This is a genomic window from Streptomyces sp. NPDC039430 (genome assembly GCF_055639435.1).
The window spans coordinates 119,414-143,367 of the sequence record NZ_JBVKAK010000014.1; the positions used below are offsets into that span (position 1 = coordinate 119,414).

At 71.8% G+C, this 23,954-nt stretch carries 25 protein-coding genes and 1 riboswitch; of the genes, 18 read left to right on the forward strand and 7 right to left on the reverse strand.

Annotated features, from left to right (window positions below; genetic code table 11):
• Positions 1-8 precede the first annotated feature (8 nt).
• The 3 genes from ACZ7LS_RS28865 to ACZ7LS_RS28875 all read left to right on the forward strand — a co-directional run bounded on the left by ACZ7LS_RS28865 (position 9) and on the right by ACZ7LS_RS28875 (position 3,338).
• Positions 9-1,379: a tetratricopeptide repeat protein gene (locus ACZ7LS_RS28865; protein ID WP_385133987.1), complete on the forward strand. Its 1,371-nt coding sequence runs from the start codon at positions 9-11 to the stop codon at positions 1,377-1,379.
• Positions 1,380-1,698: 319 nt separating this feature from the next.
• On the forward strand, positions 1,699-2,346 hold the full coding sequence (locus tag ACZ7LS_RS28870) for an ATP-dependent Clp protease proteolytic subunit (RefSeq protein WP_382526137.1): 648 nt from the start codon (positions 1,699-1,701) through the stop codon (positions 2,344-2,346).
• A 343-nt stretch (positions 2,347-2,689) separates the two neighbouring features.
• A riboswitch (cyclic di-AMP (ydaO/yuaA leader) is annotated at positions 2,690-2,861 on the forward strand.
• A 3-nt stretch (positions 2,862-2,864) separates the two neighbouring features.
• Entirely contained in the window at positions 2,865-3,338 is a 474-nt protein-coding gene (locus tag ACZ7LS_RS28875; RefSeq protein ID WP_382526139.1) for a C40 family peptidase, read from the forward strand.
• 128 nt (positions 3,339-3,466) lie between these two features.
• On the opposite strand, the gene ACZ7LS_RS28880 is transcribed toward ACZ7LS_RS28875, so the two are convergent.
• Complete coding sequence (locus ACZ7LS_RS28880; RefSeq protein WP_382526141.1) at positions 3,467-3,907, reverse strand: ATP-binding protein; 441 nt, start codon at positions 3,905-3,907, stop codon at positions 3,467-3,469.
• Positions 3,908-4,163: 256 nt separating this feature from the next.
• On the opposite strand from ACZ7LS_RS28880, the gene ACZ7LS_RS28885 reads away from it, so the two are divergent.
• Entirely contained in the window at positions 4,164-5,018 is an 855-nt protein-coding gene (locus tag ACZ7LS_RS28885) for a helix-turn-helix domain-containing protein (protein WP_382526142.1), read from the forward strand.
• Positions 5,019-5,026: 8 nt separating this feature from the next.
• A complete protein-coding gene (locus ACZ7LS_RS28890; RefSeq protein WP_382672324.1) occupies positions 5,027-5,233 on the forward strand; it encodes a DUF397 domain-containing protein in 207 nt (68 codons plus the stop codon).
• A 19-nt stretch (positions 5,234-5,252) separates the two neighbouring features.
• Here the strand turns inward: ACZ7LS_RS28890 and ACZ7LS_RS28895 are convergent, their stop codons facing one another.
• A complete protein-coding gene (locus ACZ7LS_RS28895; protein ID WP_385133992.1) occupies positions 5,253-6,404 on the reverse strand; it encodes an 8-amino-7-oxononanoate synthase in 1,152 nt (383 codons plus the stop codon).
• Positions 6,405-6,546: 142 nt separating this feature from the next.
• Here ACZ7LS_RS28895 and bioB point away from each other — a divergent pair, with 142 nt between their 5' ends.
• The 3 genes from bioB to bioD are packed head-to-tail and all read left to right on the forward strand — an operon-like array spanning position 6,547 to position 9,766.
• Positions 6,547-7,719 carry a biotin synthase BioB gene (bioB, locus tag ACZ7LS_RS28900; protein ID WP_385133995.1) on the forward strand — a complete coding sequence of 391 codons (1,173 nt, stop codon included), beginning with the start codon at positions 6,547-6,549 and terminating at the stop codon, positions 7,717-7,719.
• The gene (locus ACZ7LS_RS28905) at positions 7,712-9,001 is read left to right on the forward strand and encodes an adenosylmethionine--8-amino-7-oxononanoate transaminase (protein WP_385133998.1); all 1,290 of its coding nucleotides are present in this window, start codon (positions 7,712-7,714) and stop codon (positions 8,999-9,001) included. Before bioB ends, ACZ7LS_RS28905 begins: the two co-directional genes overlap by 8 nt.
• A gap of 3 nt (positions 9,002-9,004) precedes the next feature.
• The gene (gene bioD / locus ACZ7LS_RS28910; protein WP_385134000.1) at positions 9,005-9,766 is read left to right on the forward strand and encodes a dethiobiotin synthase; all 762 of its coding nucleotides are present in this window, start codon (positions 9,005-9,007) and stop codon (positions 9,764-9,766) included.
• 71 nt (positions 9,767-9,837) lie between these two features.
• On the opposite strand, the gene ACZ7LS_RS28915 is transcribed toward bioD, so the two are convergent.
• Entirely contained in the window at positions 9,838-10,209 is a 372-nt protein-coding gene (locus ACZ7LS_RS28915; RefSeq protein ID WP_382526154.1) for a fic family toxin-antitoxin system, toxin component, read from the reverse strand.
• Positions 10,206-10,433 carry an antitoxin gene (locus tag ACZ7LS_RS28920; RefSeq protein WP_382526156.1) on the reverse strand — a complete coding sequence of 76 codons (228 nt, stop codon included), beginning with the start codon at positions 10,431-10,433 and terminating at the stop codon, positions 10,206-10,208. The genes ACZ7LS_RS28915 and ACZ7LS_RS28920 overlap by 4 nt, the downstream gene beginning before the upstream one ends.
• A 119-nt stretch (positions 10,434-10,552) precedes the next feature.
• Here ACZ7LS_RS28920 and ACZ7LS_RS28925 point away from each other — a divergent pair, with 119 nt between their 5' ends.
• From ACZ7LS_RS28925 to ACZ7LS_RS28960, 8 genes are all read left to right on the forward strand, one after another.
• Positions 10,553-11,434, forward strand: a complete 882-nt coding sequence (locus ACZ7LS_RS28925) for a TIGR03621 family F420-dependent LLM class oxidoreductase (protein WP_382672337.1) — start codon at positions 10,553-10,555, stop codon at positions 11,432-11,434.
• Between the two features lie 55 nt (positions 11,435-11,489).
• Positions 11,490-11,993, forward strand: a complete 504-nt coding sequence (locus ACZ7LS_RS28930; protein ID WP_385134004.1) for a GNAT family N-acetyltransferase — start codon at positions 11,490-11,492, stop codon at positions 11,991-11,993.
• Positions 11,994-12,100: 107 nt separating this feature from the next.
• Complete coding sequence (locus ACZ7LS_RS28935) at positions 12,101-13,438, forward strand: hemolysin family protein (RefSeq protein WP_385134006.1); 1,338 nt, start codon at positions 12,101-12,103, stop codon at positions 13,436-13,438.
• Positions 13,438-14,451: a hemolysin family protein gene (locus ACZ7LS_RS28940; protein WP_382526229.1), complete on the forward strand. Its 1,014-nt coding sequence runs from the start codon at positions 13,438-13,440 to the stop codon at positions 14,449-14,451. Before ACZ7LS_RS28935 ends, ACZ7LS_RS28940 begins: the two co-directional genes overlap by 1 nt.
• A gap of 104 nt (positions 14,452-14,555) precedes the next feature.
• The gene (locus ACZ7LS_RS28945) at positions 14,556-15,365 is read left to right on the forward strand and encodes an SGNH/GDSL hydrolase family protein (RefSeq protein ID WP_385134009.1); all 810 of its coding nucleotides are present in this window, start codon (positions 14,556-14,558) and stop codon (positions 15,363-15,365) included.
• 110 nt (positions 15,366-15,475) lie between these two features.
• Complete coding sequence (gene purB, locus ACZ7LS_RS28950; RefSeq protein WP_385134012.1) at positions 15,476-16,909, forward strand: adenylosuccinate lyase; 1,434 nt, start codon at positions 15,476-15,478, stop codon at positions 16,907-16,909.
• A 72-nt stretch (positions 16,910-16,981) separates the two neighbouring features.
• Complete coding sequence (gene mug, locus ACZ7LS_RS28955; protein WP_385134015.1) at positions 16,982-17,518, forward strand: G/U mismatch-specific DNA glycosylase; 537 nt, start codon at positions 16,982-16,984, stop codon at positions 17,516-17,518.
• Positions 17,519-17,648: 130 nt separating this feature from the next.
• Complete coding sequence (locus ACZ7LS_RS28960; protein ID WP_382526167.1) at positions 17,649-18,140, forward strand: DUF6328 family protein; 492 nt, start codon at positions 17,649-17,651, stop codon at positions 18,138-18,140.
• Between the two features lie 39 nt (positions 18,141-18,179).
• On the opposite strand, the gene ACZ7LS_RS28965 is transcribed toward ACZ7LS_RS28960, so the two are convergent.
• Positions 18,180-18,626: a hypothetical protein gene (locus ACZ7LS_RS28965; RefSeq protein ID WP_385134018.1), complete on the reverse strand. Its 447-nt coding sequence runs from the start codon at positions 18,624-18,626 to the stop codon at positions 18,180-18,182.
• 174 nt (positions 18,627-18,800) lie between these two features.
• Here ACZ7LS_RS28965 and ACZ7LS_RS28970 point away from each other — a divergent pair, with 174 nt between their 5' ends.
• Entirely contained in the window at positions 18,801-19,958 is a 1,158-nt protein-coding gene (locus tag ACZ7LS_RS28970; RefSeq protein WP_382526173.1) for an ROK family transcriptional regulator, read from the forward strand.
• A 61-nt stretch (positions 19,959-20,019) separates the two neighbouring features.
• Here the strand turns inward: ACZ7LS_RS28970 and ACZ7LS_RS28975 are convergent, their stop codons facing one another.
• Positions 20,020-20,784, reverse strand: a complete 765-nt coding sequence (locus ACZ7LS_RS28975) for a GntR family transcriptional regulator (protein WP_385134021.1) — start codon at positions 20,782-20,784, stop codon at positions 20,020-20,022.
• Positions 20,785-21,041: 257 nt separating this feature from the next.
• The gene (sigJ, locus tag ACZ7LS_RS28980; RefSeq protein WP_385134067.1) at positions 21,042-21,938 is read right to left on the reverse strand and encodes an RNA polymerase sigma factor SigJ; all 897 of its coding nucleotides are present in this window, start codon (positions 21,936-21,938) and stop codon (positions 21,042-21,044) included.
• 343 nt (positions 21,939-22,281) lie between these two features.
• Here sigJ and ACZ7LS_RS28985 point away from each other — a divergent pair, with 343 nt between their 5' ends.
• Complete coding sequence (locus tag ACZ7LS_RS28985) at positions 22,282-23,910, forward strand: alkaline phosphatase D family protein (RefSeq protein WP_385134024.1); 1,629 nt, start codon at positions 22,282-22,284, stop codon at positions 23,908-23,910.
• Positions 23,911-23,954 lie beyond the last annotated feature (44 nt).

Below are 23,954 nucleotides of genomic sequence, written 5' to 3' on the forward strand. Positions count from 1 at the left end.
AGGGGGCCGTGGCCCGCCACCAGCCCAACCGACACCTCGCCCGCCTGCTCAACGAGGCCCGCTGGAACCCGGCGGAACTGGCCAGGACCATCAACGAACTGGGCGCGGCTCAGGGGCTGCGCCTGCGCTACGACCGCACCTCGGTCGCCCATTGGCTGACCGGATCCCGCCCCCGGCCTCCCATACCCGACCTGGTCGCCTCGGCGTTCAGCCGCCGCTGCGGACGGCTCGTCACGACGCGGGAGACCGGCCTCGCGCGGGGTCCGCAGGCGACCGAGGATCCACTCCTGGCCGACCAGGACGTCCTGGGCAGCGCCCTGGACCAGCTGGCCGCCCTGACGCACGCCGACATCGACCCCGCGCGCCGGGCCGCGCTCGCCGGCTCCGCCTATGACCTGGGGACCCCCGCCGCGACCCTCTGGAGCCCCGGGCGGCCCGCCGTCCCGTCACCGGCACACACCGCGGGCCCCCGGGCCACCCCGGCGGACGTCCAGCGCCTGCGCTGGATGGTCCATATCTTCGCGGACCTCATGGAACGCCACGGCGGAGCCCACGCGCGTACCGCCCTGACCGCCTATCTGACCGACGACACGAGCCGTCTCCTCGCCGCTCCCGCCCGTCCCTCCCTGCGCCGGGAGTTGTTGAGCGGTGCGGGGCAACTCACCCATCTGCTCGCCCGTATGAGCATGGACGCGGGCCATCCGAGCCTCGCCCAGCGTTACTTCACGGCGGCGCTGGAACTCGCCCGCGAAGCCGACGACCGCGGCCTCTTCGCGACCACCCTGCGCGCCATGAGTACTCAGGCCCTGCACCTCGGGTTCGAGGAGCACGCCGGAGATCTCGCGGACGCGGCCGTCAACACCGCCGGCCGGCGCGCCGACCCGGCTCTCCGGGCCTTCGTCCTGAGCCAGCGCGCGCTCACCCACGCCCGCGCGCGGCGCCGCCGTGAGGCCGTCAGGGATCTCACGGCGGCGGAGACGCAGCACGACCGCGCGACCGGCCTGCCGGGACCGTTCACCCACTACCCCCGGCCCGGACTCGACTACCAGCACGGCAGGACCCTGATCGCCCTGGGGGACACCGCGGGGGCGACGCGGCTCTTCACCGGCGCGGCCGAGGCCCGTGCCGAGGACCGCCACAGATCAAGCGCCCTCACCCGGGCGCGGCTCGCCGACACGCTCCTGACCCTCGGTCACCTGGAGGAGTCCTGTGCCCAGTGGCACGTCTTCCTCGACCACTACCCGAGTCTGCGGTCGGCCCCCGCCGACCAGGCGCTCAGACGTCTGCGCGGATCTCTGAACGGATTCCGGAGCCGGCCGTACGCCGCCGCCGTGCTCCACCGCGCCCGGGGCCTCACCGCCCCGCCGTCGCATCTCTGAGCGGTGCCTGTCCGGTCGGGGCGTATCCGATCGGGGCGGCCCTGACCGGGGCGTCCGCAACGGGCTGAAAGCAAAAGGATCGTCCATGCCCGAGGTGTAGCGCCACGCCGCCACCGGCGGACCGCCGGAGCGGGCGAGGCGCGGAGAGTGCACCCGCAGAATCGCTTCCTGTCTGCTCCATTCGACCGAACGCGCCCACGGCGAAAGCCTCTTGCTCCGGATCTCCCGGCAGATCCCGCACCTCACGTTCTGTACGTCCTGTACATTTTCTACGGAGCCCGCGAGAACCGCGAGACGCGCGTACGAGGAGAGGCACGCCATGAACCGTCCGTCAGCCCGCCACGTCCTGCCCGAGTTCACCGAGCGGACATCCAACGGGACCCGCACCCTCGACCCTTACTCCAAGCTCCTCGAAGAGCGGATCATCCTCCTCGGCACGCCGGTCGACGACACCGCGGCCAACGATGTGATCGCGCAGCTCATCCACCTCGAATACGCCGCGCCCGAACGGGACATCTCGCTCTACATCAACTCGCCCGGCGGGTCGATCAGCGCCATGTCCGCGATCTACGACACGATGCGGATCGTCACCTGCGACGTGGAGACCGTCTGCCTCGGACAGGCGGTCTCGACCGCTGCCGTACTGCTGGCCGCGGGCGCGCCGGGCAAGCGGCTGGCGCTGCCCGGCGCGCGGCTCGTCCTCCGGCAGCCCGGCATCGAGGAGCCGGTCCAGGGCCGGCCGTCCGACCTGGAGATCCACGCGCGGGAGATGCTCCGACTGCGGTCGCTGCTCACGTCCATGCTGGTGCGTCACACCGGGCAGAGCACCGAGCGGATCACCGAGGACATCGAGCGCGACACGTTCTTCGACGCGCCGGCCGCCCAGGCGTACGGACTGCTCGATCACGTCGTCAGGAACCGCAGGACGTCCCTCGACACGCCGCGCGATCCCTTCGGCGGGCGGTGAACGCCGGTGCCGGCACGGCGAGTCGTTCCCAGATGGGCGGCGTCCATACGGGAACGACTCGCACGTTCGGCGTATGAACTGTCCGGACGCGTGCGGGGTCCCAAGTTGCGCGAAGCGACCGGATGAGCCAGGCGCCGCGAACTCCCTTGCAGGTACGGCCCTCATCGGGGCTCATGCCGTCGGCGTGACACACCCCTTCGCCACCCTTTTGGGTCATCCGTGATGAACTTCACATATCGTCGTTTCGTCTCGGATATCCACCTGTTCCTGCGTCAAGATCCGTGGGACGACAAGCCCCCGCCACCGCGGCGGGGCGGTCCGGGCGGACGCCGAGTCCTGCCGCCGCAACCGGATGCCTGGTCGACAGGAGTGGATCGGCAGGAGTGGAGGACCCAGGCAGAACGGGACGACGCCCGGTGTGGTCGTCCCTCGGGGTGAAGTCGTGAGAGCGGCCGGGCAACTTCGCCAGCCCGAACCCGACAGGTCATCCTTCACAGGCGGCTGACGAAGGGTTGCGCATGACCGCGCAGACGAATGTCCCGTCTCTGCTCTCCAGGACCGGTGCGGTTTCGGTCCTCACACTCGCCGCGCTCGGCGGCACGATGCTCGTGCCCGGCGCCACGTCCGAGGCCGAGGCCGCCACGCGCGCGGTCAACGCCCTCAAGATCGCCGCCTCGAAGAAGGGCTCTCCGTACCGGTGGGGTGCCACGGGGCCCCATCGCTTCGACTGCTCCGGGCTGACGCTCTACTCGTTCAAGAAGGCCGGCAAGCAGCTCCCCCGTACGGCCCAGCAGCAGTACAACTCGTCCCGCCATATCTCCCCCTCCGAACGGCGCAAGGGCGACCTGGTGTTCTTCCACTGGGGCAACAGCGTCTACCACGTCGGGATCTATGCCGGCCGGGGGAGGATCTGGCACTCGCCCAAGACCGGGGCGCTGGTGCGGCTGGAGCGGATCTGGTCGCGGAGCGTCCTGTACGGCCGGGTGAACTGACCCCGGCCGCGGCACCGGCCCTCGCGCCACCACAGCCCCCTGACGCGGCGACGCCGGCGACATGCCGGAGGGGGCCGTCCCCGCCCCGGGCGGGGACGGCCCGGGATCCGGTCCCCGGCCGGCCGGTCTCAGCTCACGTCAGCCGCCACCGGGACCGTCCACGGCAGGACGATCCAGACCGTCTTGCCGCCCTCGGCGGTCGGGGTGACGGAGAGCTGTCCCCCCTGCTCGACCGTGAGCGAGCGGACGATCACCATGCCGCGGCCGTTGTCCTGCTGAACGGCCGCGGGCAGCCGTTGCGGCCAGCGCGGATGGCTGTCGGTGACCCCGACGCGCAGCTGCTCGTCACGTTCGAGCCGGACCTCCACGGTGAACGTGGGTGACTGGCCGAAGGTGTGCTGCACCGCGTTGGTGGCCAGTTCCGAGACGATCAGCCGGACCGTCTCGGCCATGTCCTCCCGCGCCGGCAGCCCCCACTCGGCCAGCAGGTCCACGACGTATCTTCGCGCCGCGGTGACCGAGGCGGGATCGCTCGGCAGGGTGATGGATGCTTCCTGGTGGTCTGCCATGGCGACGCCGTCCCTTTCCCGCCGGGCCTGGCTCCGGCACAGAGCGAATGACTGCGCGGACGGCCTCGGACCGTGCTTCGCGCCAGCCTCCCACTGATCGTGCCGTTCCCAGGGCCGATCCACCGAGATCTGCATATATCTGTCGCTCAAAGCGGTGAACTCTGCAACGCGAGACCGTATTTGGGCGCCGAAAAGATATCTTCTCCGCCGCGGCGCCCGAGGGCGCGACGAACACAGGGCGGGGAGGCAATCATTCATGCGGCATATTCCAGCGGTGCGCCGGCGCAGGCTCGGCGAGGAATTGCGCAAGCTGCGGCAGAGCGCGGGACTGACAAGCGGCCAGACCGCGCGGCTGCTCGGCTGGCATCAGTCGAAGGTCAGCCGGCTGGAGACGGGAGTGAGCGGGGTGAAGGACGAGGATCTGGCCGGACTGCTCGACGCGTTCGGTGTCACCGACGCACAACAACGGCTGCTGCTGGGCGCCTTGGCGGGGACCACCAGCAGCGGCCAGGGGTGGTGGATGGCGTACGGCGGCGTGATCCCGCCACAGTACCGGGACTTCATCAGCCTGGAGTCCCAGGCCCGTACCGCGCGCACGCTGGAGACTTCCGTGGTCCCCGGGCTGCTCCAGACCCCCGCGTACGCCCGTGCCGTGACCCGCGCGGCGCTCGGCGGACTGCCCGCCACGACGGTCGACTCCCTGGTCGAAGTGCGGCTCGCCCGCCAGGAGGTGCTGCGCACCGGCATACCCCTGGAGCTGCACGCCGTACTGGACGAGGCCGTTCTGCGCCGTCAGGTGGGCGGGCCCGGTGTGATGCGGGAGCAGCTGCTGCGGCTCTCGGAGCTGGCCCGTCTTCCGCATGTCTGTCTTCAGGTGCTGCCGTTCACGGCCGGCGGCTATGTAGGACTTACCGGCCCTTTCGTTATCTTCTCATTTCCGCACATCACTGATCTGGATTTGGTCGTTCTCGACCATTTGACGAATAGCCTCTATCTGGAGCGGAAAGAAGACCTTGAGGCGTACTGCGCGGCGTTCGGCACCATGCAGGCGCATGCCCTCTCGACAGAGGATTCATTGGATCTCATCGCCGGGATCGGTGACGGCGGCTAGGGAGCATCATGACCCCCCACCTGACATGTCCATCCGCATGGCATCGCAGCAGCTACAGCACCGGCGCGAACAACTGCGTGGAGTGCGCCCCCAACGCCGTGGGCGGACTGGCCGTACGTGACTCCAAGGAAGTGACCCGACCCCATCTCTCCTTCTCGGCGGACGCGTGGACCTCCTTCGTCTCCGCGCTGCGCGACGGGGCGCCCGCGCACTGACCGCCGGGGCCCGGCCGGCTCAGCTCGCGTCCCCCGGCGCGAGCGCGACGATCGTGTCCACCGCCGTGCCGATCTGCTGATCCGTCAGATCGGCACGCGCGGTGAGCCGGATCCTGGAGATGCCGTCCGGCACCGAGGGCGGACGGAAACACCCCACGGCCAGCCCCGCCGCACGGCACTCCGCGGCCCAGCGCACCGCCGCCTCGGGGGACGGCGCCCGTACGGAGACCACGGCCGCGTCCGGTCGTACGGCCGTCAGGCCCGCCGCCGTCAGCCGCCGGTGCAGGGTACGGGCCACCTCACGCGCCCGGTCCGCCCGCTCGGGCTCCCGGCGCAGCAGCCGCAGACTCTCCAGCGCGCCTCCCACGGCCGCCGGGGCCAGTCCGGTGTCGAAGATGAACGTACGGGCGGCGTTGACGAGATGAGCGACGACCCGCGCCGGGCCGAGTACCGCGCCGCCCTGGCTGCCCAGGGACTTGGAGAGCGTGACGGTGGCCACCACACCGTTGTCGCCGGCGATGCCCGCCGCGTACGGCGTGCCCCGGCCCCCCGCGCCGAGCACCCCCAGTCCGTGCGCGTCATCGACGAGCAGAGCCGCGCCACGGGTACGGCAGACCTCGGCCAGTTCGCCGAGCGGCGCCGCGTCGCCGTCCACGGAGAACACCGCGTCGCTCACCATGAGCGCCCGCCGCCCCGCGTGCGCGTCGAGTGTCTTGCGTACGGCCTCGGGTTCTGCGTGCGGTACGACAACGGTCTCGGCGCGCGAGAGCCGGCAGCCGTCCACGATCGAGGCGTGATTGCCCGCGTCGGACAGCAGCAGCGAGTCGCGGGCCGTGAGCGCGGTGAGGGCGGCCAGATTGGCCGCGTATCCCGAGGAGAGGACGAGCGCGGCCTCGAAGCCGCAGAACGCGGCCAGTTCACCTTCCAGTTCGGCGTGCAACTCGGTGCTGCCCGTGACCAGCCGGGAGCCGGTGGCGCCCGCGCCCCAGCGACGCGCGGCCTCCGCCGCCGCGCCGGTCACCGCGGGGTGGCGGGTGAGCCCCAGATAGTCGTTGCTCGCCAGGTCCAGCAGCCCGGATTCGGCGGGGCGCGGCCGGAGCGTACGGACCAGACCCGACCGTTCGCGGCGGCGCGCCTCGTCATCGGTCCAGTCGAAGGGGTCGCGCTCCATGGTCCGGTCCTTTTGTAGGCGACGCACAGACCTTAGCCGGGCCGCCACGGGGTCCGGGTGTGGTCATACACACACGTCGATCCGATGGTGTTGTGGGATTCCTCCTTTTCCCAGACGTCCTCGGTGGGCAAGGATCAGCACCATGGACCTGCTGAACACGCTGGTGGAGAAGGGCCTGCGGCGCGAGCTGCCGACCCGCGAAGAAGCGCTCGCCGTACTGGCGACCTCCGACGACGAACTGCTCGAAGTGGTGGCCGCGGCCGGGAAGGTGCGCCGTCAGTGGTTCGGGCGGCGGGTGAAGCTCAATTATCTGGTCAATCTGAAGTCCGGGCTGTGCCCCGAGGACTGCTCGTACTGTTCGCAGCGGCTCGGCTCCAAGGCCGAGATCCTCAAGTACACCTGGCTGAAGCCCGACGAGGCGTCGAAGGCGGCGGCCGCCGGAGTGGCGGGCGGGGCGAAGCGGGTCTGTCTGGTCGCGAGCGGCCGGGGTCCGACGGACCGGGATGTCGACCGGGTCTCGCAGACCATCGAGGCGATCAAGGAGCAGAACGAGGACGTCGAGATCTGTGCCTGCCTCGGGCTGCTCTCGGACGGCCAGGCGGAGCGGCTGCGGGCCGCCGGCGCCGACGCGTACAACCACAACCTCAATACGTCCGAGGGCACATACGGCGACATCACCACCACCCACACCTACGCGGACCGGGTGGACACGGTACAGCGGGCGCAGGGCGCCGGGCTGTCCGCGTGTTCGGGGCTGATCGCCGGCATGGGCGAGAGTGACGCGGATCTGGTCGATGTCGTCTTCTCGCTGCGCGCGCTCGACCCGGACTCGGTGCCGGTCAACTTCCTGATCCCGTTCGAGGGGACACCGCTCGCCGAGGAGTGGAACCTCACCCCGCAGCGCTGTCTGCGCATTCTGGCCATGACGCGGTTCGTCTGCCCCGATGCGGAGGTCAGGCTCGCGGGCGGGCGCGAGGTGCAGCTGCGCTCGATGCAGCCCCTCGCGCTCCACCTGGTCAACTCGATCTTCCTCGGGGACTATCTGACCAGCGAGGGCCAGGAGGGCAGGGCGGACCTGGAGATGATCGCGGACGCGGGCTTCGAGGTGGAGGGCGCGGACACGACCACGCTGCCCGAGCACCGTCGCGACGGGTGCGGTCCCTGTGGCGCGGACGCCTCCCAGAAGTCCGCTGACGCCGCTCCGGCCGAACCGGCTGGACCGGCCGGACCGGTCGTGGACGCGGGGGCGCCCCGTACGGACCTGGTGTCGGTACGCCGTCGCGGCGCCGGTACCGACCTGGCGCCCAATGCCTGAGACGCCCCCCGGTGAACTGCTGGCCCTGGACCGGGCCCATGTCTGGCATCCGTACGGCCCCATGCCCGGCCGTGCCGAACCGCTGGTCGTGGAGTCCGCGTCCGGGGTTCGGCTGCGGCTCGCCGAACCGGCCCACGGACAGCGCGAGTTGGTCGACGGCATGTCGTCCTGGTGGTCGGCGATCCATGGCTACAACCACCCGGTGCTCAACGCGGCGGCGCACGGCCAGCTGGACCGTATGAGCCATGTGATGTTCGGCGGGCTCACCCACGAGCCCGCCGTGCGGCTCGCGGCGCTGCTCGTCGACATCACTCCGGAGCCGCTGCGCCATGTGTTCCTCGCCGACTCGGGTTCGGTGTCGGTCGAGGTCGCGGTGAAGATGTGCCTCCAGTACTGGCGTTCCGTGGGCCGCCCGGCGAAGCGGCGGCTGCTGACCTGGCGGGGCGGCTACCACGGGGACACCTGGCAGCCGATGTCCGTGTGCGACCCCGACGGCGGGATGCATGACCTCTGGTCGGGGGTGCTGCCCCGGCAGATCTTCGCGGACGCGCCGCCCACGGATTACGAGGAGCCGTACGCCGACGGCCTGCGCGCGCTCATCGCCCGCCACGCGGACGAACTGGCCGCGGTCATCGTCGAACCGGTGGTCCAGGGCGCGGGCGGGATGCGCTTCCACTCCCCCGCGTATCTGCGGGTGCTGCGGGAGGCGTGCGACGAGCACGACGTGCTGCTGATCCTGGACGAGATCGCGACGGGGTTCGGTCGTACGGGGACGCTCTTCGCCGCCGGGCAGGGGGGCGTCTCGCCGGATGTGATGTGTGTCGGCAAGGCGTTGACCGGCGGGTATCTCACGATGGCGGCGACGCTGTGCACCTCGCGGGTGGCCGAGGGCATCTCGCGCGGCGAGGTCCCGGTGCTGGCGCACGGACCGACGTTCATGGGCAATCCCCTGGCCGCCTCGGTCGCCCGCGCCTCGATCGAGCTGCTGCTCGGCCAGGACTGGGCGCGGGAGGTCAAGCGGATCGAGGCGGGCCTGCGCGAGGGGCTCGCACCGGCCGCGTCCCTTCCCGGCGTACGGGACGTACGGGTGCTGGGCGCCATCGGCGTCGTCCAGCTGGACCACGCGGTGGACATGGAGGCCGCGACTCGGGCGGCGGTGCGGGAGGGCGTATGGCTGCGGCCGTTCCGCGATCTCGTGTACACCATGCCGCCGTATGTCACGGACGACCGGGACGTCGAACGGATCTGCCGCGCGGTGACCGCGGCGGCGAGAGAGGGCTGAAGCATGCCGGTGGTGATCGTGACGGGGACCGGGACGGAGATCGGCAAGACCGTCGTGACGGCGGCCGTGGCCGCGGTCGCGCGGGCGCGTGGGCGTACGGTCGCGGTGCTCAAGCCCGCGCAGACCGGTCTCGGCCCCGGCGAACCGGGCGATGTGGCGGAGGTCGCGCGGCTGGCGGGACCGGTCACCGCCGTCGAACTGGCGCGATTCCCCGAGCCGTTGGCCCCGGCGACCGCGGCGCGGCGGGCCGGGGCGCCGCCGGTGGGGCCGGACGAGATCGCCGTCGCGGCCGAGAAGCTGGCGACGGAGCACGATCTGGTGCTGGTCGAGGGCGCGGGCGGACTGCTCGTACGGTTCGACGAGACGGGCGCGACGCTCGCGGACGCGGCCCGGCTGCTGGGGGCGCGGGTGCTGGTGGTGGCCCCCGCCGGGCTCGGCACGCTGAACATGACCGCGCTGACCGCGGAGGCGCTGCGCGCGAGAGCGCTGACGCTCGAAGGGATCGTGATCGGGTCCTGGCCCGCCGTGCCCGGTCTCGCGGCGCGCTGCAATCTGGCGGATCTGCCGGAGTCGGCGGGTGCGCCGCTGCTGGGCGCGGTCCCGGAGGGCGCGGCCGGGCTGGCTCCTGAGGAGTTCCGGGAGCGCGCGGTGTCCTGGCTGGCGCCGCGCCTGGACGGGCGGTGGGACGCGGAGACCTTCGCGCGGGAGGCGTCGGAGGCGGCTGAGGCGGCTGAGGCGGCTCAGGTGTCCGGCGCGGCGGGGTGAACGGGCCGGCGGGAGCGGCTGGGGGGTGAACGGGGCGCGCGCCCCCGCCCCTCAGGGGTGCCCGGACGGCCTCACAGGCTCCAGCCGCGCAGTTCGGCGGCGATGGCCTGGACGTCGGTCGTGCCGTCCTTGACCAGTTTCGCCAGGTCCCGGACGCGCTCGGGCGAGGTCACGACCCGCAGCCCGCTCGCCACCAGATAGCCGTAGGCCACGGCGGAGGCGAACAGCGCGTTGGAACGTTCCAGGGCCGGGACGTGCAGCAGCAGTTGCAGCAGAGCGGCGGCCCGCGCGTGCGGGTCGCCGTAGACGGGCGTGCCGAATATCTCCGCCTCGTGGCGGCTGACCGCGGCGACCAGCGCGCCCCAGTCGGTGACCTGCGGATCGCCGGGCGTGTTCTGCTCCGCGACCATGAGGAGCCAGGCGAGCTCGATCCGAAGGGTCAACGCGCGCCCGCGCGCTCCGCGCCGAACTCCTCGGTGAAGACCGATTCGTACTGCTTCATGAAGTCGGCGGCGGACTCCACGAACGTACGCCCGGCCTCGCCCGCGTCCTGCCTGACCAGCTCCTCGATATAGCGGTTCACGCTCATCCCCCGCTCGGAGGCCCGCAGACGCGCGGCCTCCGCGGTGGTCTCGTCCACCCGTACGTTCAGCTGCGTCTTGGCCATACCACAAAGCTAGCGTGTCCGTGCTAGCTACGGCAAGGCGGCGACGACCCCGCCCCCGCTCCCTGGGGCGGCGTACTACCCCCGGTGGTGGTGGGGCGCCTAGGGTCGGCTCCATGACCATGACACGCCCTTTCCGATTCGGTGTGAACATGACGACGCCCGACGTGGGTGACGCCTGGCGCGCGCGGTGCGTACGGGCGGAGGCGCTCGGCTACGACGTGATCCAGGTGCCGGACCATCTGGGGATGGTCGCTCCGTTCCCGGCGCTGGTGGCCGCGGCGGCGGTGACCGAGCGGCCCCGGCTCGGCACCTTCGTACTCAACACCGCCTTCTGGAACCCCGCGCTGCTCGCCCGGGAGATCGCGACCACGGACGCCCTGACCGGGGGCCGCCTTGAGGTCGGGCTCGGCGCCGGTTATGTGCGGGAGGAGCACGAGCGGGCCGGTCTGGAGTTCCTTCCGCCCGGCGAGCGGGTCGGTCATCTGATCCGTACGGTCACGGAGCTGGACCGGCTGCTCGGCGACGAGACGGAGCCGCTCCGGCCCGTACAGCGGCCCCGGCCGCCCCTGCTGATCGGCGGGAACGGCGACCGGGTGCTGCGGCTGGCGGCGGAGCACGCCCAGATCGCCGCGTTCACCGGGGGCCGGGCCACCCAGGTGGGCAGTATGCGGGCGCTCGCCGCCCACGAGCTGGCCGAGCGCGTCAAGGCGTACCGGGACTTCGAGGCCGGGCGGGAGGTCCCCGCCGAGCTGAATCTGCTGCTCCAGTACGTCGCCGTCACTCCGGACCGCAGGGCGGCGGTCCGGGACCTGCCGGCGATCGCGCCGGAGCTGACCGAGGACGAACTGCTGGAACTGCCGCTGATCACGGTCGGCACCGTGCGGCAGATCGCCGACCAGCTGCGGGAGCTGCGGGAACGGCTCGGCTTCAGCTACTTCTCCGTCCTCGACCCGTTCATGGAGACGCTGGCACCGGTGATCGAGGAGCTGAGGGGAAGCTGACCACGGAACGGAAACCGTTCGACCCGCCCGGCCGGACGGTGATGGGATCGCCGCTATGAACGATTTCCGGATACGGGCCGCGACGCCGGCCGACCTCGACGCGGTGCTGGCCTTCTGGAAGGACGCCGCTGAGGGCACCAGCATCACGGACGACCACGACGGCGTCGAGCGGCTCGTGGCCCGCGACCCCGCGTCCCTGATCCTCGCGGAACGGATCCTCTCGGATCGGATCCTCTCGGAACGGATCCCCGCCGAGCGGGTCCCCGCCGAGCGCGACGGCGCGAGGGCGGGCGCGGTGATCGTGGGCACGGTGATCGCGGGCTTCGACGGCTGGCGCTGCCATCTCTACCGGCTCGCGGTCCATCCGGACCAGCGGCGCCTGGGCATCGGCACGGCCCTGCTGACGGCGGCGGAGGAGCGCTTCGTACAGCTGGGCGGACGGCGTGGCGACGCGATGGTGCTGGACGGCAACGAACGGGCGCACCACGCCTGGCGGGCGTCCGGCTACGGCCCTCAGCCGCAGTGGACCCGCTGGGTGAAACCGCTGGGGGCCGGCTGATACGCCCGGCATCGTGGGCGCGCCACGCCGCTCCGTGCGCGCCGACCGGACGGCCGACATCGCGCGGCCCTCCCCCCGCTGACCGATCATGAGACGGAGGTGAATCGATGACCGAGGTGCTTCCGCTCGTCGTGGCGGTACTGCTGTCGCTCGCCTGCGGGGCCTTCGTGGCGGCGGAGTTCTCCCTCACCACCGTCGAGCGCGGGGACCTGGAACGGGCCGCCGAGCGCGGGGAGCGTGGTGCCGCGGGGGCGCTGAAGGCTGTACGGAGCCTCACCTTCCAGCTCTCCGGCGCGCAGCTCGGGATCACCGTGACCAATCTGGTCGTGGGCATGCTCTCCGAGCGCTCCATCGCCCGGCTGATCCGCGGACCGGTCGAGGCCGTGGGGCTGTCCCCCTCCGTCGCCTCCTCGGTGGCGCTGGTGATCGGCACGGCCCTGTCGACCCTCTTCCTGATGGTCGTCGGAGAGCTGGTCCCGAAGAACTGGGCGATCTCGTCGCCGCTGGCCGTCGCCAAGGTGGTGGCCACCCCGCAGCGGTACTTCACCGCGGTCTTCCGTCCGTTCATCGGCCATCTCAACAACACCGCGAACCGGATCGTGCGCGGCCTCGGCCTTGAGCCCACCGAGGAGCTGGCCTCCGCCCGCGGCCCGCAGGAGCTGGCCGCCCTGGCGCGGCACTCCGCGAAGGAGGGCGCGCTGGAGGCGGACACCGCCGAGCTGTTCGTACGGACACTCAGCCTGTCCGGGCTGACCGCGGAGAACGTGATGACCCCACGGGTGCAGGTGATGGCCCTCGACGTGCGCGCCACGGCGCAGGACGTCGCCAACGCCAGCCGCGCCACCGGACTGTCGCGCTTTCCCGTCTACCGGGGCAGTCTCGACACCGTCGTCGGCACCGCGCACATCAAGGACGTACTGGCGGTCCCCGCCGAGCGGCGGACGCGGCAGCCGGTGGCCGGCCTGCTGCGCGAACCGCTGCTGGTGCCGGAGAGCCTGACGGTGGACCAGTTGCTCGACCGGTTGTCGGGCGGCGCCACGATGGCCGTCGTCATCGACGAGTACGGCGGGACGGCGGGCGTCGTGACGCTGGAGGACATCGTCGAGGAGGTCGTCGGCGAGGTGCGCGACGAACACGATCCGCAGGAGATCCCCGGGCTGGCGCTGCTGGGCGAGGACGCGGAGGGCCATGGACTCTGGTCGGCGGACGGCGCCGCGCGGGCCGACCAGCTGCGGGCCGTCGGGCTGCGGATGCCGGAGGGGCCGTACGAGACGCTCGCCGGTCTGGTCGCCTCGGAGCTGGGCCGTATCCCCGCCGAGGGCGACCGTCTCGAACTGGACGGCTGGGATCTGGAGGTCGTGGACGCCACGGGCCGGCGCGCGGCCCGGCTGCTGCTGCGCGCGCCCTCCGACACGGCCGGTGAGGACAGCGAGGAGGAGGGATGATCACCGCGCTCCAGTTGTTCATCGGTCTGCTGACGCTGGTCGTCAACGCCTTCTTCGTCGCGTCCGAGTTCGCCCTGATCTCCGTACGCCGCAGCCAGGTCGAGCCGGAGGCGGAGGCCGGCAACCGGCGGGCGCACAGCGTCATCTGGGGCCTTGAGCATGTGTCGGCGCTGCTGGCGGCGGCGCAGCTGGGCATCACGCTGTGCACGCTGGTGCTCGGTATCGTCGCCGAGCCCGCCATCGCGCATCTGCTGGAGCCGCTCTTCGACGCGGTGGGGGTGCCGCACGGTCTGGTGCATCCGATCTCGTTCGTGATCGCGCTCGCCGTGGCCACCTATCTGCACATGCTGCTGGGCGAGATGGTGCCGAAGAACGTCGCGCTGGCCGGTCCCGTACGGGCGGCGCTGCTGCTCGGCCCGCCGCTGGTCGTACTGGCGCGGGCGCTGCGCCCGGTGATCTTCACGGTCAACGCCTTCGCCAACGCCCTGCTGCGCCTGCTCCGGGTGGAGACGAGGGACGAGGTGACCGCCACCTTCTCCGACGACGAGCTGGCCCGGCTGGTCACGGACGCGGGCCACGCGGGACTCCTGGACGACCGCGCGGCCGAGCGGCTGCACGACGCGCTGGAGCTGGGACGCAGGCCGGTGCGCGATGTGGTGATGCCCCTGGAGCGGGTGGTCACCGCGCGGCTCGGGATCACCCCGGAAGGGCTGGAGCGCCTGGCCGTGGAGACCGGATTCTCGCGCTTCCCGGTGGTGTCCGGCGCGCGCCGGATCCTCGGCTATCTCCATGTGAAGGACGCGCTGGACGCCGTACCGCGCGACGAGCCGTTCACCGTCCTCGGGATGCGGGCGATCGCGCGGGTACGGGCCACGACGCCGATGGACGACGTACTGACGGCGATGCGCCGCAGCCGTACGCATCTGGCCGCGGTCGAGGACGAGGAGGGCAGGCTCGAAGGGCTGGTGACGATGGAGGACGTCCTGCGCGAGCTGGTCGGCAGGCACGCGTAGGCGCCCCGGGGGCCGCTCGTGGGCTTCAGGCCCGGCGCGGCCCTCGCGATCCCGGCGGGACCCCGTGAAACGCGGTCCATACCGAGCGGTACGATCGCTCCGCCATGGAGATGAATGCCAACTACACCAGTTTCGTCGCGATCGGTGACTCCTTCACCGAGGGCATGTCCGACCTCCTCCCCGACGGCTCGTACCGCGGCTGGGCGGATCTGCTCGCGGCCCGGCTCGCGGCCCGTACCCCCGGATTCCGGTACGCGAATCTCGCCGTACGCGGAAAGCTCATCGGCCAGATCGTCGGGGAACAGGTGGACGTCGCCGCCGCGATGAAACCGGACCTGGTGACACTGGTCGGCGGGCTCAACGACACCCTGCGGCCGAAGGTCGACATGGGACGGGTGCGCGGACTGCTCGCCGAGGCGGTGGAACGGCTCACCCCGGCCTGCGGGCAGGTGGTGCTGATGCGCAGTCCCGGCCGCGACGGTCCGGTGATGGAGCGGTTCCGGCCGCGCATGGAGGAGTTGTTCTCCTTCGTCGACGAACTGGCCGCGCGCCACGGCGCGCTCGTCGTCGATCTGTACGGGGTGCCGGCCCTCGGCGATCAGCGGATGTGGGATGTGGACCGGCTGCATCTCACCGCCGAGGGCCACCGCCGGGTCGCCGAGGCCGTCTGGCAGACGCTGGGCCTGGACGCCGAGGACGACTGGCGCGCGGAGCTGCCGCCGGCCGTGCCGATGGGGTGGCCCACGCGGCGGACGAGCGACCTCCGGTTCGCCCGGCAGCATCTCGGGCCGTGGATCATGCGCCGGGTCACGGGACGTTCCTCGGGGGACGGGCGGCCCGCGAAGCGGCCGGAGCTGCTGCCGTACGAGACAGCAGCGCCCGCCGCCGCACCGGCGCCCGAGTCCGGCGCCTGACTCCGGCACCGGACCCCGGTACCCCGTCCCGGCCCTCGGGAACTCTCGTAGCAAGCCACAAAAACGCCCGCGACGCCGGCCTGCACAAACCGCCTATAGAATCCCTTCACGTGACTGCCAAGCCTCGTATCCCCAATGTCCTTGCCAGCCGCTACGCCTCGACGGAGCTGGCGGTGCTGTGGTCCCCCGAGCAGAAGGTGAAGCTGGAGCGTCAGCTCTGGCTCGCCGTGCTGCGGGCCCAGCGGGACCTCGGGATCGAGGTCCCGGAGTCCGCGCTCGCCGACTACGAGCGCGTCCTCGACCAGGTCGATCTGGCGTCGATCGCCGAGCGCGAGAAGGTCACCCGGCACGATGTGAAGGCGCGGATCGAGGAGTTCAACGCGCTCGCCGGCCATGAGCAGGTGCACAAGGGGATGACGTCCCGCGATCTGACGGAGAACGTCGAACAGCTCCAGATCCGGCTGTCCCTGGAACTGACGCGGGACCGTACGGTCGCGGTACTGGCCCGGCTCGGCAAGCTCGCGGGTGAGTACGGGGAGCTGGTCATGGCCGGCCGCTCGCACAATGTCGCCGCGCAGGCCACGACGCTCGGCAAGCGGTTCGCGACCGCTGCGGACGAACTGCTCGTCGCGTACGGACGTCTGGAGGACCTCCTCGGCCGCTACCCGCTGCGCGGGATCAAGGGCCCGGTCGGCACCGCGCAGGACATGCTCGACCTGCTGGGCGGCGACACCGCGAAACTGGCCGAGCTGGAGCGCCGCATCGCCGGACACCTCGGCTTCGCCCAGGGCTTCACCTCGGTCGGCCAGGTGTATCCGCGCTCGCTCGACTACGACGTGGTGACCGCGCTGGTGCAGCTGGCGGCGGCGCCGTCGTCGGTCGCCAAGACCATCCGGCTCATGGCCGGGCACGAGCTGGTCACCGAGGGCTTCAAGCCCGGCCAGGTCGGCTCTTCCGCGATGCCCCACAAGATGAACACCCGCTCCTGCGAGCGGGTCAACGGGCTCATGGTGATCCTGCGCGGCTACGCGTCGATGACCGGCGAGCTGGCGGGCGACCAGTGGAACGAGGGGGATGTCTCCTGCTCGGTGGTCCGCCGGGTGGCGCTGCCCGACGCGTTCTTCGCCTTCGACGGGCTGCTGGAGACCTTCCTGACGGTCCTCGACGAGTTCGGCGCGTTCCCCGCGGTCGTCGCGCGCGAACTGGACCGCTATCTGCCGTTCCTGGCCACGACCAAGGTGCTGATGGGCGCGGTACGGGCCGGGGTGGGCCGCGAGGCGGCGCACGAGGTCATCAAGGAGCACGCCGTGGCCTCGGCCCTCGCCATGCGCGAACAGGGCGCCGAACGCAACGAACTCCTCGACCGGCTGGCCGCGGACGACCGCATGCCGCTCGACCGGGCCGCGCTGGACGCGCTGATGGCGGACAAGCTCTCCTTCACGGGGGCTGCGGAGGACCAGATCGCGACGGTGGTGTCGCGCGTCGAGGAGATCGTGAAGCGCCACCCGGAGGCCGCGGGCTACACGCCGGGCTCGATCCTGTGACCGACTGCCTGTGACGCTCCGACTGCCTGTGACTCTCCGGCTGCCCGCGACGCCCCGGCCTGTGATCTCCGGATGAGGCCCGAGGAACTCGAAGCCGCCCGCGACCGCGTCATCCCCGACGTGGTCGCGGGCGGGCTGCGTGTGCTGTTCTGCGGCATCAACCCGGGCCTGATGTCCGCGGCCACCGGTCACCACTTCGCCCGCCCCGGCAACCGCTTCTGGCCGGTGCTGCACCTGTCCGGCTTCACCCCGCGCCGGCTGCTGCCCGCCGAGCAGAACGAGCTGCTGACATACGGACTGGGCATCACCAACGTGGCGGCACGGGCGACGGCGAGGGCCGACGAACTGACCGCCGAGGAGTTCCGCGAGGGCGGCCGGATCCTCACGGCCAAGGTGGGGCGGCTGCGGCCGGGCTGGCTGGCGGTGGTGGGCATCACCGCGTACCGGACCGCTCTCGACGACAAGAAGGCGCGGATAGGACCGCAGGAGCGGACGATAGGCGACACGAGGATCTGGGCACTGCCCAATCCGAGCGGGCTGAACGCGCACTGGACGCTGGAGACGATGGCCGAGGAGTTCGCGCGGCTGCGGGCCGCCGCGGCCTCGTAGGGGACGCCGAAGGGGCGTGGTGATCGGACCACCGCGTCGCCCGGCGCCGCCCTGGACAGTGCTTGGCCCGTTCGGACGCGATGCGGTGCGCCGCGTGAGGTGACCGGACGGCAGGAGAACAATGAGACCCATGTCTCATATCTCGCCGGGTGGCCCTCCGTCTCCGTTGAGCTGGGAGACGCCCGCGGAGCGCGCCGACCGCAACCTGCTCGAACTCCTCCAGGAACTGAGGGTCGTGCAGACCGGCGTGCAGATCGTCTTCGCCTTTCTTCTCGGCGTGGCCTTCACCAACCAGTTTCTGCGCCTCGACACCTTCGAACGCGGCACGTATGTGGTGACGTTGCTGCTCACGGTGGTCTCCTCGGCCGTGCTCGCGACTCCGGTCGCACTGCACCGCGGTCTGTTCCACCGGGGCGCCAAGATCCGGATCGTCGCCGTGTCCGCGCGGTTCGCCGAAGTCGGGCTGGTCTTCCTCGCCCTCGCGCTCAACGGCGTTGTTCTTCTGCTCATGGATGTCGTCCTCGGTCTGACCGCCGCCGTCGCGATCACGGCCGCCACCCTCACCCTGTTCACCGGCCTGTGGTTCGTCCTCCCCAGGGCGCTGCGCCGCCCGGCCCCCTGACGTGCTCGGCGGGCCCGATGGACGGCCCGACACGATCGTCTACGGCGGATCCGTCTCGGTGACGCCCACGACGATACGGAGCGGCCGCTCCCCGGCCCCGCCGTCCGCCCCCGTCTCCCCCGCGGTCTCCGCCTCCCCCGCCGCGCCGAGCGCGAGCCAGCGGCCCTCCCACCGCCACAGGTGGAGGTATGCGAAGGCGCCGCTCAACTCGCTCCAGGGGGCCGGTATCTCCTCGCCCTCACCGACACGGGTCCGCACGCTCCACAGGCTGATGTAGTACGGCTCACCGAACCGGGCGGTGAGAATGCCGGTCAGCGCGGTGTGCTCCGCTCCGTGCTGATCCGCGTCCGCCGCGCCGTCCCCCCGGAACAGATCGGCGAGGTGGTAGCCGGGACCGCTGCTGCCCACCTCGGTGGGGCCGCGCTCCGCGGGGAAGGCGCGGACACGCAGCAGCTCGATGACGGCGAGTTGCTGTGCGGTGGTCATGCGTCCAGTAAACCGTCACGCACCGACAATTGGCTGCCCGTCAGGAGACCGTGCGTCCACCGGCCGGTCCCGCCCCGTTCAGTTCCCGACGCCCGCAGTGGCACGCACCACTCGCAGCACCGGCGGCCACCGAGTACCATCCGCCTACACGCGCACGAGCTGGGAGGACACACCGTGGGGCGGCTGACCGGTGGAGACCCTTCGCTCCTGCGGCGGATCAACTCCGCGGTGGTGCTGCACTCCCTGCGCGACGCCGGTGATCTCACGCTGACGGATCTGACGCGGATCACGGGCCTCTCCCGGCCGACGGTCGAAGGCGTGGTGGAGGGTCTGATCGAAACGGGCCTGGTCATGGAGTCCGCGCCGGCGGAGGGCGGGACGCGCAAGCAGGGCCGCCCGGCGCGCCGGTTCCGGTTCCGGGTCGAGGCCGGGTATCTGCTGGGCATCGAGATCGGGCCGCACCGCGTGGCCGCCCTGATCTCCGGGCTGGACGGCCGGATCATCGGCGCCGGCTCGCGCGTGGTCTCGGAGACGGCCGACGCGGACGAGCGCCTCGACCGCGTACGGCAGGTCGTCACCGATGTCCTGCGCCGCACGGGCGTGTCACGCGGCGCGCTGCGCGCGGTCGGCGTCGGCAGCCCCGGCATCGTGGAGGCCGACGGGACCGTACGACTGGGCACCGCGCTGCCGCAGTGGACGGGACTGCCGCTCGGCGAGCGGCTGCGGCGCTCGTTCCGCTGTCCGGTACTGGTGGAGAACGACGCCAACGCGGCGGCCGTGGCCGAGCAGTGGAAGGGCGCGGCCATCGACTCCGACGACATCGTCTTCGTCCTGGCCGGGCTCAGCCCCGGGGCGGGCGCCCTGATCGGCGGGCGGCTGCACCGCGGCTTCGGCGGGGCCGCGGGCGAGATCGGCGCGCTGCATCTGCTGGGGCGCGGCGAGACGCCGGAGACGCTGCTGTCGACGACGGACGAGCCGCTGCACCCGCTCGACGAGCAGGCGGTGGCGAAGGTCTTCGCCGATGCCAAGGGCGGGGACGTCCGGGCCCAGGAGGCGGTCGAGCGGTTCACCGAGCGGCTGGTGCACGATGTGGCGGCGCTGGTGCTGGCGCTGGATCCGGAGGTGGTGGTGGTCGGCGGCTGGGCCGCCGGGCTCGACGGCGTACTGGACCCCCTGCGCGACGAGCTCTCCCGGTTCTGTCTGCGCCCGCCGCGCGTGGCGCTCTCGCTGCTCGGGGAGGCGGCGGTGGCCACGGGCGCGCTGCGGCTGGCGCTCGACCATGTCGAGGAGCAGCTGTTCGCGGTGGAGGGAACGGTGACGGCCCGCCGCTGAGCGACGGGCCGTACGGACCGGACGAGGTGCCGGACGAGGTGCCGGACGAGATCAACGGGCCTCAGGACGCCCGGCGCTCCTGCGGCTCCTCGCTGATCTCCAGGTCGCCGGAGTCCCCGAAGGTGAGACGGCAGGTGTCGGCGCGGTACGTGGCCACCGACACGGCGGCGGTACGGCCCGCCACGACATAGCGCGTCGTGACGACGAGGACGGGAGCGCCGGGCAGCCGGTCCAGCTCCCTGGCGTCGTCGGCGCGCGCGGAGCCCAGTTCCACGGCGCGGTCCTGGCCGTCGAGACCGAGGCGCTGAAGCTCGCGCAGGACGGAGCGGGCGCGCGCCGGGCCCTCGGGCATGTCGATGGCCGACAGCTCGGGCACGGACGAGGCGGGCACGTAGAGCAGCTCCGCCGCGACGGACTGGCCGTGCGTGAAGCGGACCCTGCGGACGGTGTGGACCTCTTCGTCGGCGGCCGTCTCCAGCAGCCTGGCCACCGCGGCGGGCGCGGGCGCCGTCGCGCAGTCGACGGGCTGCCAGGCGTCCTGCTCGGTGCCCGGCCATTCGTGCTGGGTGGTGGAGACGTCGACGCCCACGCGCGGCGGCGCGACGGTCGTGCCGACCCCGCGGCGGCGCTGGAGCCTGCCCTCCAGCTCCAGCTGTTCGAGCGCTTGCCTGAGCGTGGCACGGGCGACTCCGAAACGGGCGGCGAGGTCCCGCTCGTTCGGCAGGACCTCCCCCACCGCGAAGTCGGAGTCGAGCGCTTCGCCGAGCACGGTCTTGAGGTGCCAGTACTTAGGCTCCGGCACTGCTTCCAGCTGCGTGGTCCCCACCCTGATCCTCCGCAATCGCCGTCTCTCCGGCGGGTATTCCATGCCCTTGTTTATTAAAGGTTCCTACACTAAATAGCGACGATAGGACGGGCCATCCCGTTGGTCAAGACCAATCCTCCGTCGGTCACGGAGAGAAGTCACTCTCCGACGCAGGGTGTTCACAGTACGTTCGTACGCTGGTGAGACGCGCGTGACAGAGGCCCCGTCGTCCGGATCGGATCAGGGACCGGGCGATCGCGGAGAGCGGCGAGCAGGGCTTACGCGGTGGGGCGCGCCAGGACGGCTCCGCTGAGCTTGTCCGGATTCCGCACGATGTAGACGCGCCCCACCTTGCCGTCCCTGATCTCCAGTTGGAGGACGAGATCGGGTACCCCGCCGGCGAGGACGAGCACCGCGGGGGCGCCGTTGAACTCCACAATCCGGAAGTCGAACAGCACCGCCTCCCCCGAGACGGCGAACAGGAACCGGCCGACCTTGTCGGCGCCCTCGATGATCCGCAGCGGCGCCTTGGCCTTGCCGCCGCTGTCGCCCACCAGTTGTACGTCGGGCGCCAGCAGGGCGAGCAGCGCGTCGAGATCGCCGCCGCCCGCGGCGGCGAGGAAGTGTTCGGTGAGAGCGCGGCGTTCGGCCGGGTCGACGTCGTACCGCGGCCGGCGTTCCTCGACATGGCGGCGGGCCCGGCCGGCCAGTTGCCGGACGGCGGCCTCGCTGCGCTCCAGGGTGGCGGCGATCTCGCCGAACGGGAAGCCGAAGGCCTCCCGCAGCACGAACACCGCGCGCTCCAGCGGTGAGAGGGATTCGAGGACGACCAGCACGGCGAAGGACACCGAGTCGGCGAGCACGGCGTGCTCGGCCGTGTCGGAGACGGTGGGTCCGAAGTCGGTGACGACCGGTTCCGGCAGCCAGGGGCCGACGTAGGTCTCGCGCCGCGCCTTCGCCTGCCGGAGCCGGTCGATGGCGAGGCGCGTGGTGATCCGTACGAGATAGGCGCGCGGTTCGCGGATGTCCGTGCGCTCGGCGGCGCTCCAGCGCAGCCAGGTCTCCTGCACGACGTCCTCGGCGTCGGCGACCCCGCCGAGCATGCGGTAGGCGACCCCGGTCAGTACGGGCCGGTGCGCTTCGAATTCGTCGGTGCTCGCGGTGTCGGTCGCCACCTGCCCATCCCAGCCGATGGGCACGCCGTCTGTCCAGGTCATTAGTCCGGGTCATCACTACAGGTCATCACTACAGGTCATCAGGGCGCCGCGGCCGGACCGCCGATGGCCGCCGAGTGGCCGGTACGTGCTCCGGCGCGGGATCCGCCGTCGGCCGCGTCCATGGCGGCGCTGTCGGCGCGGCTACCGGGAGGGGGTACGGCTACTGGCGGAGGCCGCCCGGGACGGGTAGGACGGGCGGGGCGCACGGCCGGTTGTTCACCCGGGGTTCGCGCCCCGGCCGCCGCCGGGCGTTAGGCATGGCATGACACCCCGGCGCACCATCTGCCCAGGAGACGCATCGATGTCGCACAACCCCCGCACCACCTCCCCTTCCTCCTCTTCCGCTCCGTCCTCCGGCGCCCCGGCGGCCCCGGGCCGCCGCGGTGTGCTGCGCGGCACGCTCGCCGCGTCGGCCGTGCTGGCCCTGCCCGGTGCCGCGTTCGCGGGCGCCGCCCCCGCCCAGGCCCTGTCCGGCCGGCCGCGTGCCGCCTGGGGTGTGCAGGCCGGCGATGTCACGTCCTCGTCCGGGCTGGTGTGGGTACGGTCCGACCGGCCCGCCCGCATGATCGTGGAGACCTCGGCCACCGAATCGTTCCGCCGCGCCCGCTCCTGGCACGGTCCGCTGCTCGGCCCCGGCACCGACTTCACCGGTACGGTCCCGCTGCGCGGGCTGCCGGCCGGTGAGCAGGTGCACTACCGGGTGACCCTGGCCGATCCCCACGACCCGCGCCGTACCGGCGAGCCGGTGTACGGCACGTTCCGTACGGCGCCCGCGAAGCGTCGGCAGGGCGTGCGGTTCGTGTGGTCGGGCGACATCGCGGGGCAGGGCTGGGGCATCAACCCGGACATCGGCGGCTTCACCGTGTACGACGAGATGCGCCGGCTCCGCCCCGACTTCTTCCTGTGCAGCGGTGACACGATCTACGCGGACGGTGTGATCGAGCCGAGCGTGACGCTGCCCGACAGCCGTGTCTGGCGCAATGTCACCACTCCGGAGAAGGCGAAGGTCGCGGAGACGCTGGCCGAGTACCGGGGGAACTTCCGGTACAACCTGCTGGACGAGAACGTACGGCGCTTCAACTCCGAGGTCCCGTCGATCATTCAGTGGGACGACCACGAGGTGCGCAACAACTGGTACCCGGGCCAGATCCTGGACGACGTGCGCTACACCGAGAAGAACGTGGACGTGCTGGCCGCCCGTTCCACGCAGGCGTTCCACGAGTACTTCCCGATCTCGGCGCGGCCCGCGCGCGGCGCGGACCGGCGCGTCCACCGCGTGGTGAACCACGGTCCGCTGCTCGATGTGTTCGTGCTGGACATGCGGACGTACCGCAACGCCAACTCGCCCGGCCGGCAGACCGATGACACCAACGGCATCCTCGGCGCGGAGCAGCTCGCGTGGCTCAAGCGCGAGCTGTCGCGCTCGCGCGCGGTGTGGAAGGTGATCGCCGCCGACATGCCGATCGGTCTGGTCGTGCCGGACGGTACGGCGAACATCGAGGCGATCGCCCAGGGCGACCCGGGCGCTCCGCTCGGCCGGGAGCTCCAGATCGCGGAGCTGCTGCGGTACATCAAGCACCAGCGCATCACCGGCACACTGTGGCTGACGGCGGACGTGCACCACACCTCGGCGCAGCACTACACGCCGGAGCGGGCCGCCTTCAAGGACTTCGCGCCCTTCTGGGAGTTCGTCTCGGGTCCGATCGCCGCGGGCCAGTTCCCGGCGAGCAAGCTGGACGACACGTTCGGGCCCGACCGGGCCTTCGTCAAGGCGCCGCAGGGTCAGAACCTCTCCCCGATGGAGACGCCGCCGCTCTTCGGCGAGGTGGACATCGACGGCGCCAGCGGTGAACTGACGGTCCGGCTGCGGGAAGAGGGCGGGACGGTGCTGTTCACCAAGGTGCTCCAGCCGGGGAGGGCCGGCCAGTAGGAGCCCGCGGCTCCGCCCCTGCGGGGGTTCGTCCGAAGTCGATT

Bases quoted from the DNA above. Each gene is read 5' to 3' on its own strand.
- ACZ7LS_RS28870 (WP_382526137.1), top strand. From the start codon at position 1,699: ATGAACCGTCCGTCAGCCCGCCACGTCCTGCCCGAGTTCACCGAGCGG.
- ACZ7LS_RS28875 (WP_382526139.1), top strand. From the start codon at position 2,865: ATGACCGCGCAGACGAATGTCCCGTCTCTGCTCTCCAGGACCGGTGCG.
- ACZ7LS_RS28880 (WP_382526141.1), bottom strand. From the start codon at position 3,907: ATGGCAGACCACCAGGAAGCATCCATCACCCTGCCGAGCGATCCCGCC.
- ACZ7LS_RS28885 (WP_382526142.1), top strand. From the start codon at position 4,164: ATGCGGCATATTCCAGCGGTGCGCCGGCGCAGGCTCGGCGAGGAATTG.
- ACZ7LS_RS28890 (WP_382672324.1), top strand. From the start codon at position 5,027: ATGACCCCCCACCTGACATGTCCATCCGCATGGCATCGCAGCAGCTAC.
- ACZ7LS_RS28895 (WP_385133992.1), bottom strand. From the start codon at position 6,404: ATGGAGCGCGACCCCTTCGACTGGACCGATGACGAGGCGCGCCGCCGC.
- bioB (WP_385133995.1), top strand. From the start codon at position 6,547: ATGGACCTGCTGAACACGCTGGTGGAGAAGGGCCTGCGGCGCGAGCTG.
- ACZ7LS_RS28905 (WP_385133998.1), top strand. From the start codon at position 7,712: ATGCCTGAGACGCCCCCCGGTGAACTGCTGGCCCTGGACCGGGCCCAT.
- bioD (WP_385134000.1), top strand. From the start codon at position 9,005: ATGCCGGTGGTGATCGTGACGGGGACCGGGACGGAGATCGGCAAGACC.
- ACZ7LS_RS28920 (WP_382526156.1), bottom strand. From the start codon at position 10,433: ATGGCCAAGACGCAGCTGAACGTACGGGTGGACGAGACCACCGCGGAG.
- ACZ7LS_RS28925 (WP_382672337.1), top strand. From the start codon at position 10,553: ATGACACGCCCTTTCCGATTCGGTGTGAACATGACGACGCCCGACGTG.
- ACZ7LS_RS28930 (WP_385134004.1), top strand. From the start codon at position 11,490: ATGAACGATTTCCGGATACGGGCCGCGACGCCGGCCGACCTCGACGCG.
- ACZ7LS_RS28935 (WP_385134006.1), top strand. From the start codon at position 12,101: ATGACCGAGGTGCTTCCGCTCGTCGTGGCGGTACTGCTGTCGCTCGCC.
- ACZ7LS_RS28945 (WP_385134009.1), top strand. From the start codon at position 14,556: ATGGAGATGAATGCCAACTACACCAGTTTCGTCGCGATCGGTGACTCC.
- mug (WP_385134015.1), top strand. From the start codon at position 16,982: ATGAGGCCCGAGGAACTCGAAGCCGCCCGCGACCGCGTCATCCCCGAC.
- ACZ7LS_RS28960 (WP_382526167.1), top strand. From the start codon at position 17,649: ATGTCTCATATCTCGCCGGGTGGCCCTCCGTCTCCGTTGAGCTGGGAG.
- ACZ7LS_RS28965 (WP_385134018.1), bottom strand. From the start codon at position 18,626: ATGACCACCGCACAGCAACTCGCCGTCATCGAGCTGCTGCGTGTCCGC.
- ACZ7LS_RS28985 (WP_385134024.1), top strand. From the start codon at position 22,282: ATGTCGCACAACCCCCGCACCACCTCCCCTTCCTCCTCTTCCGCTCCG.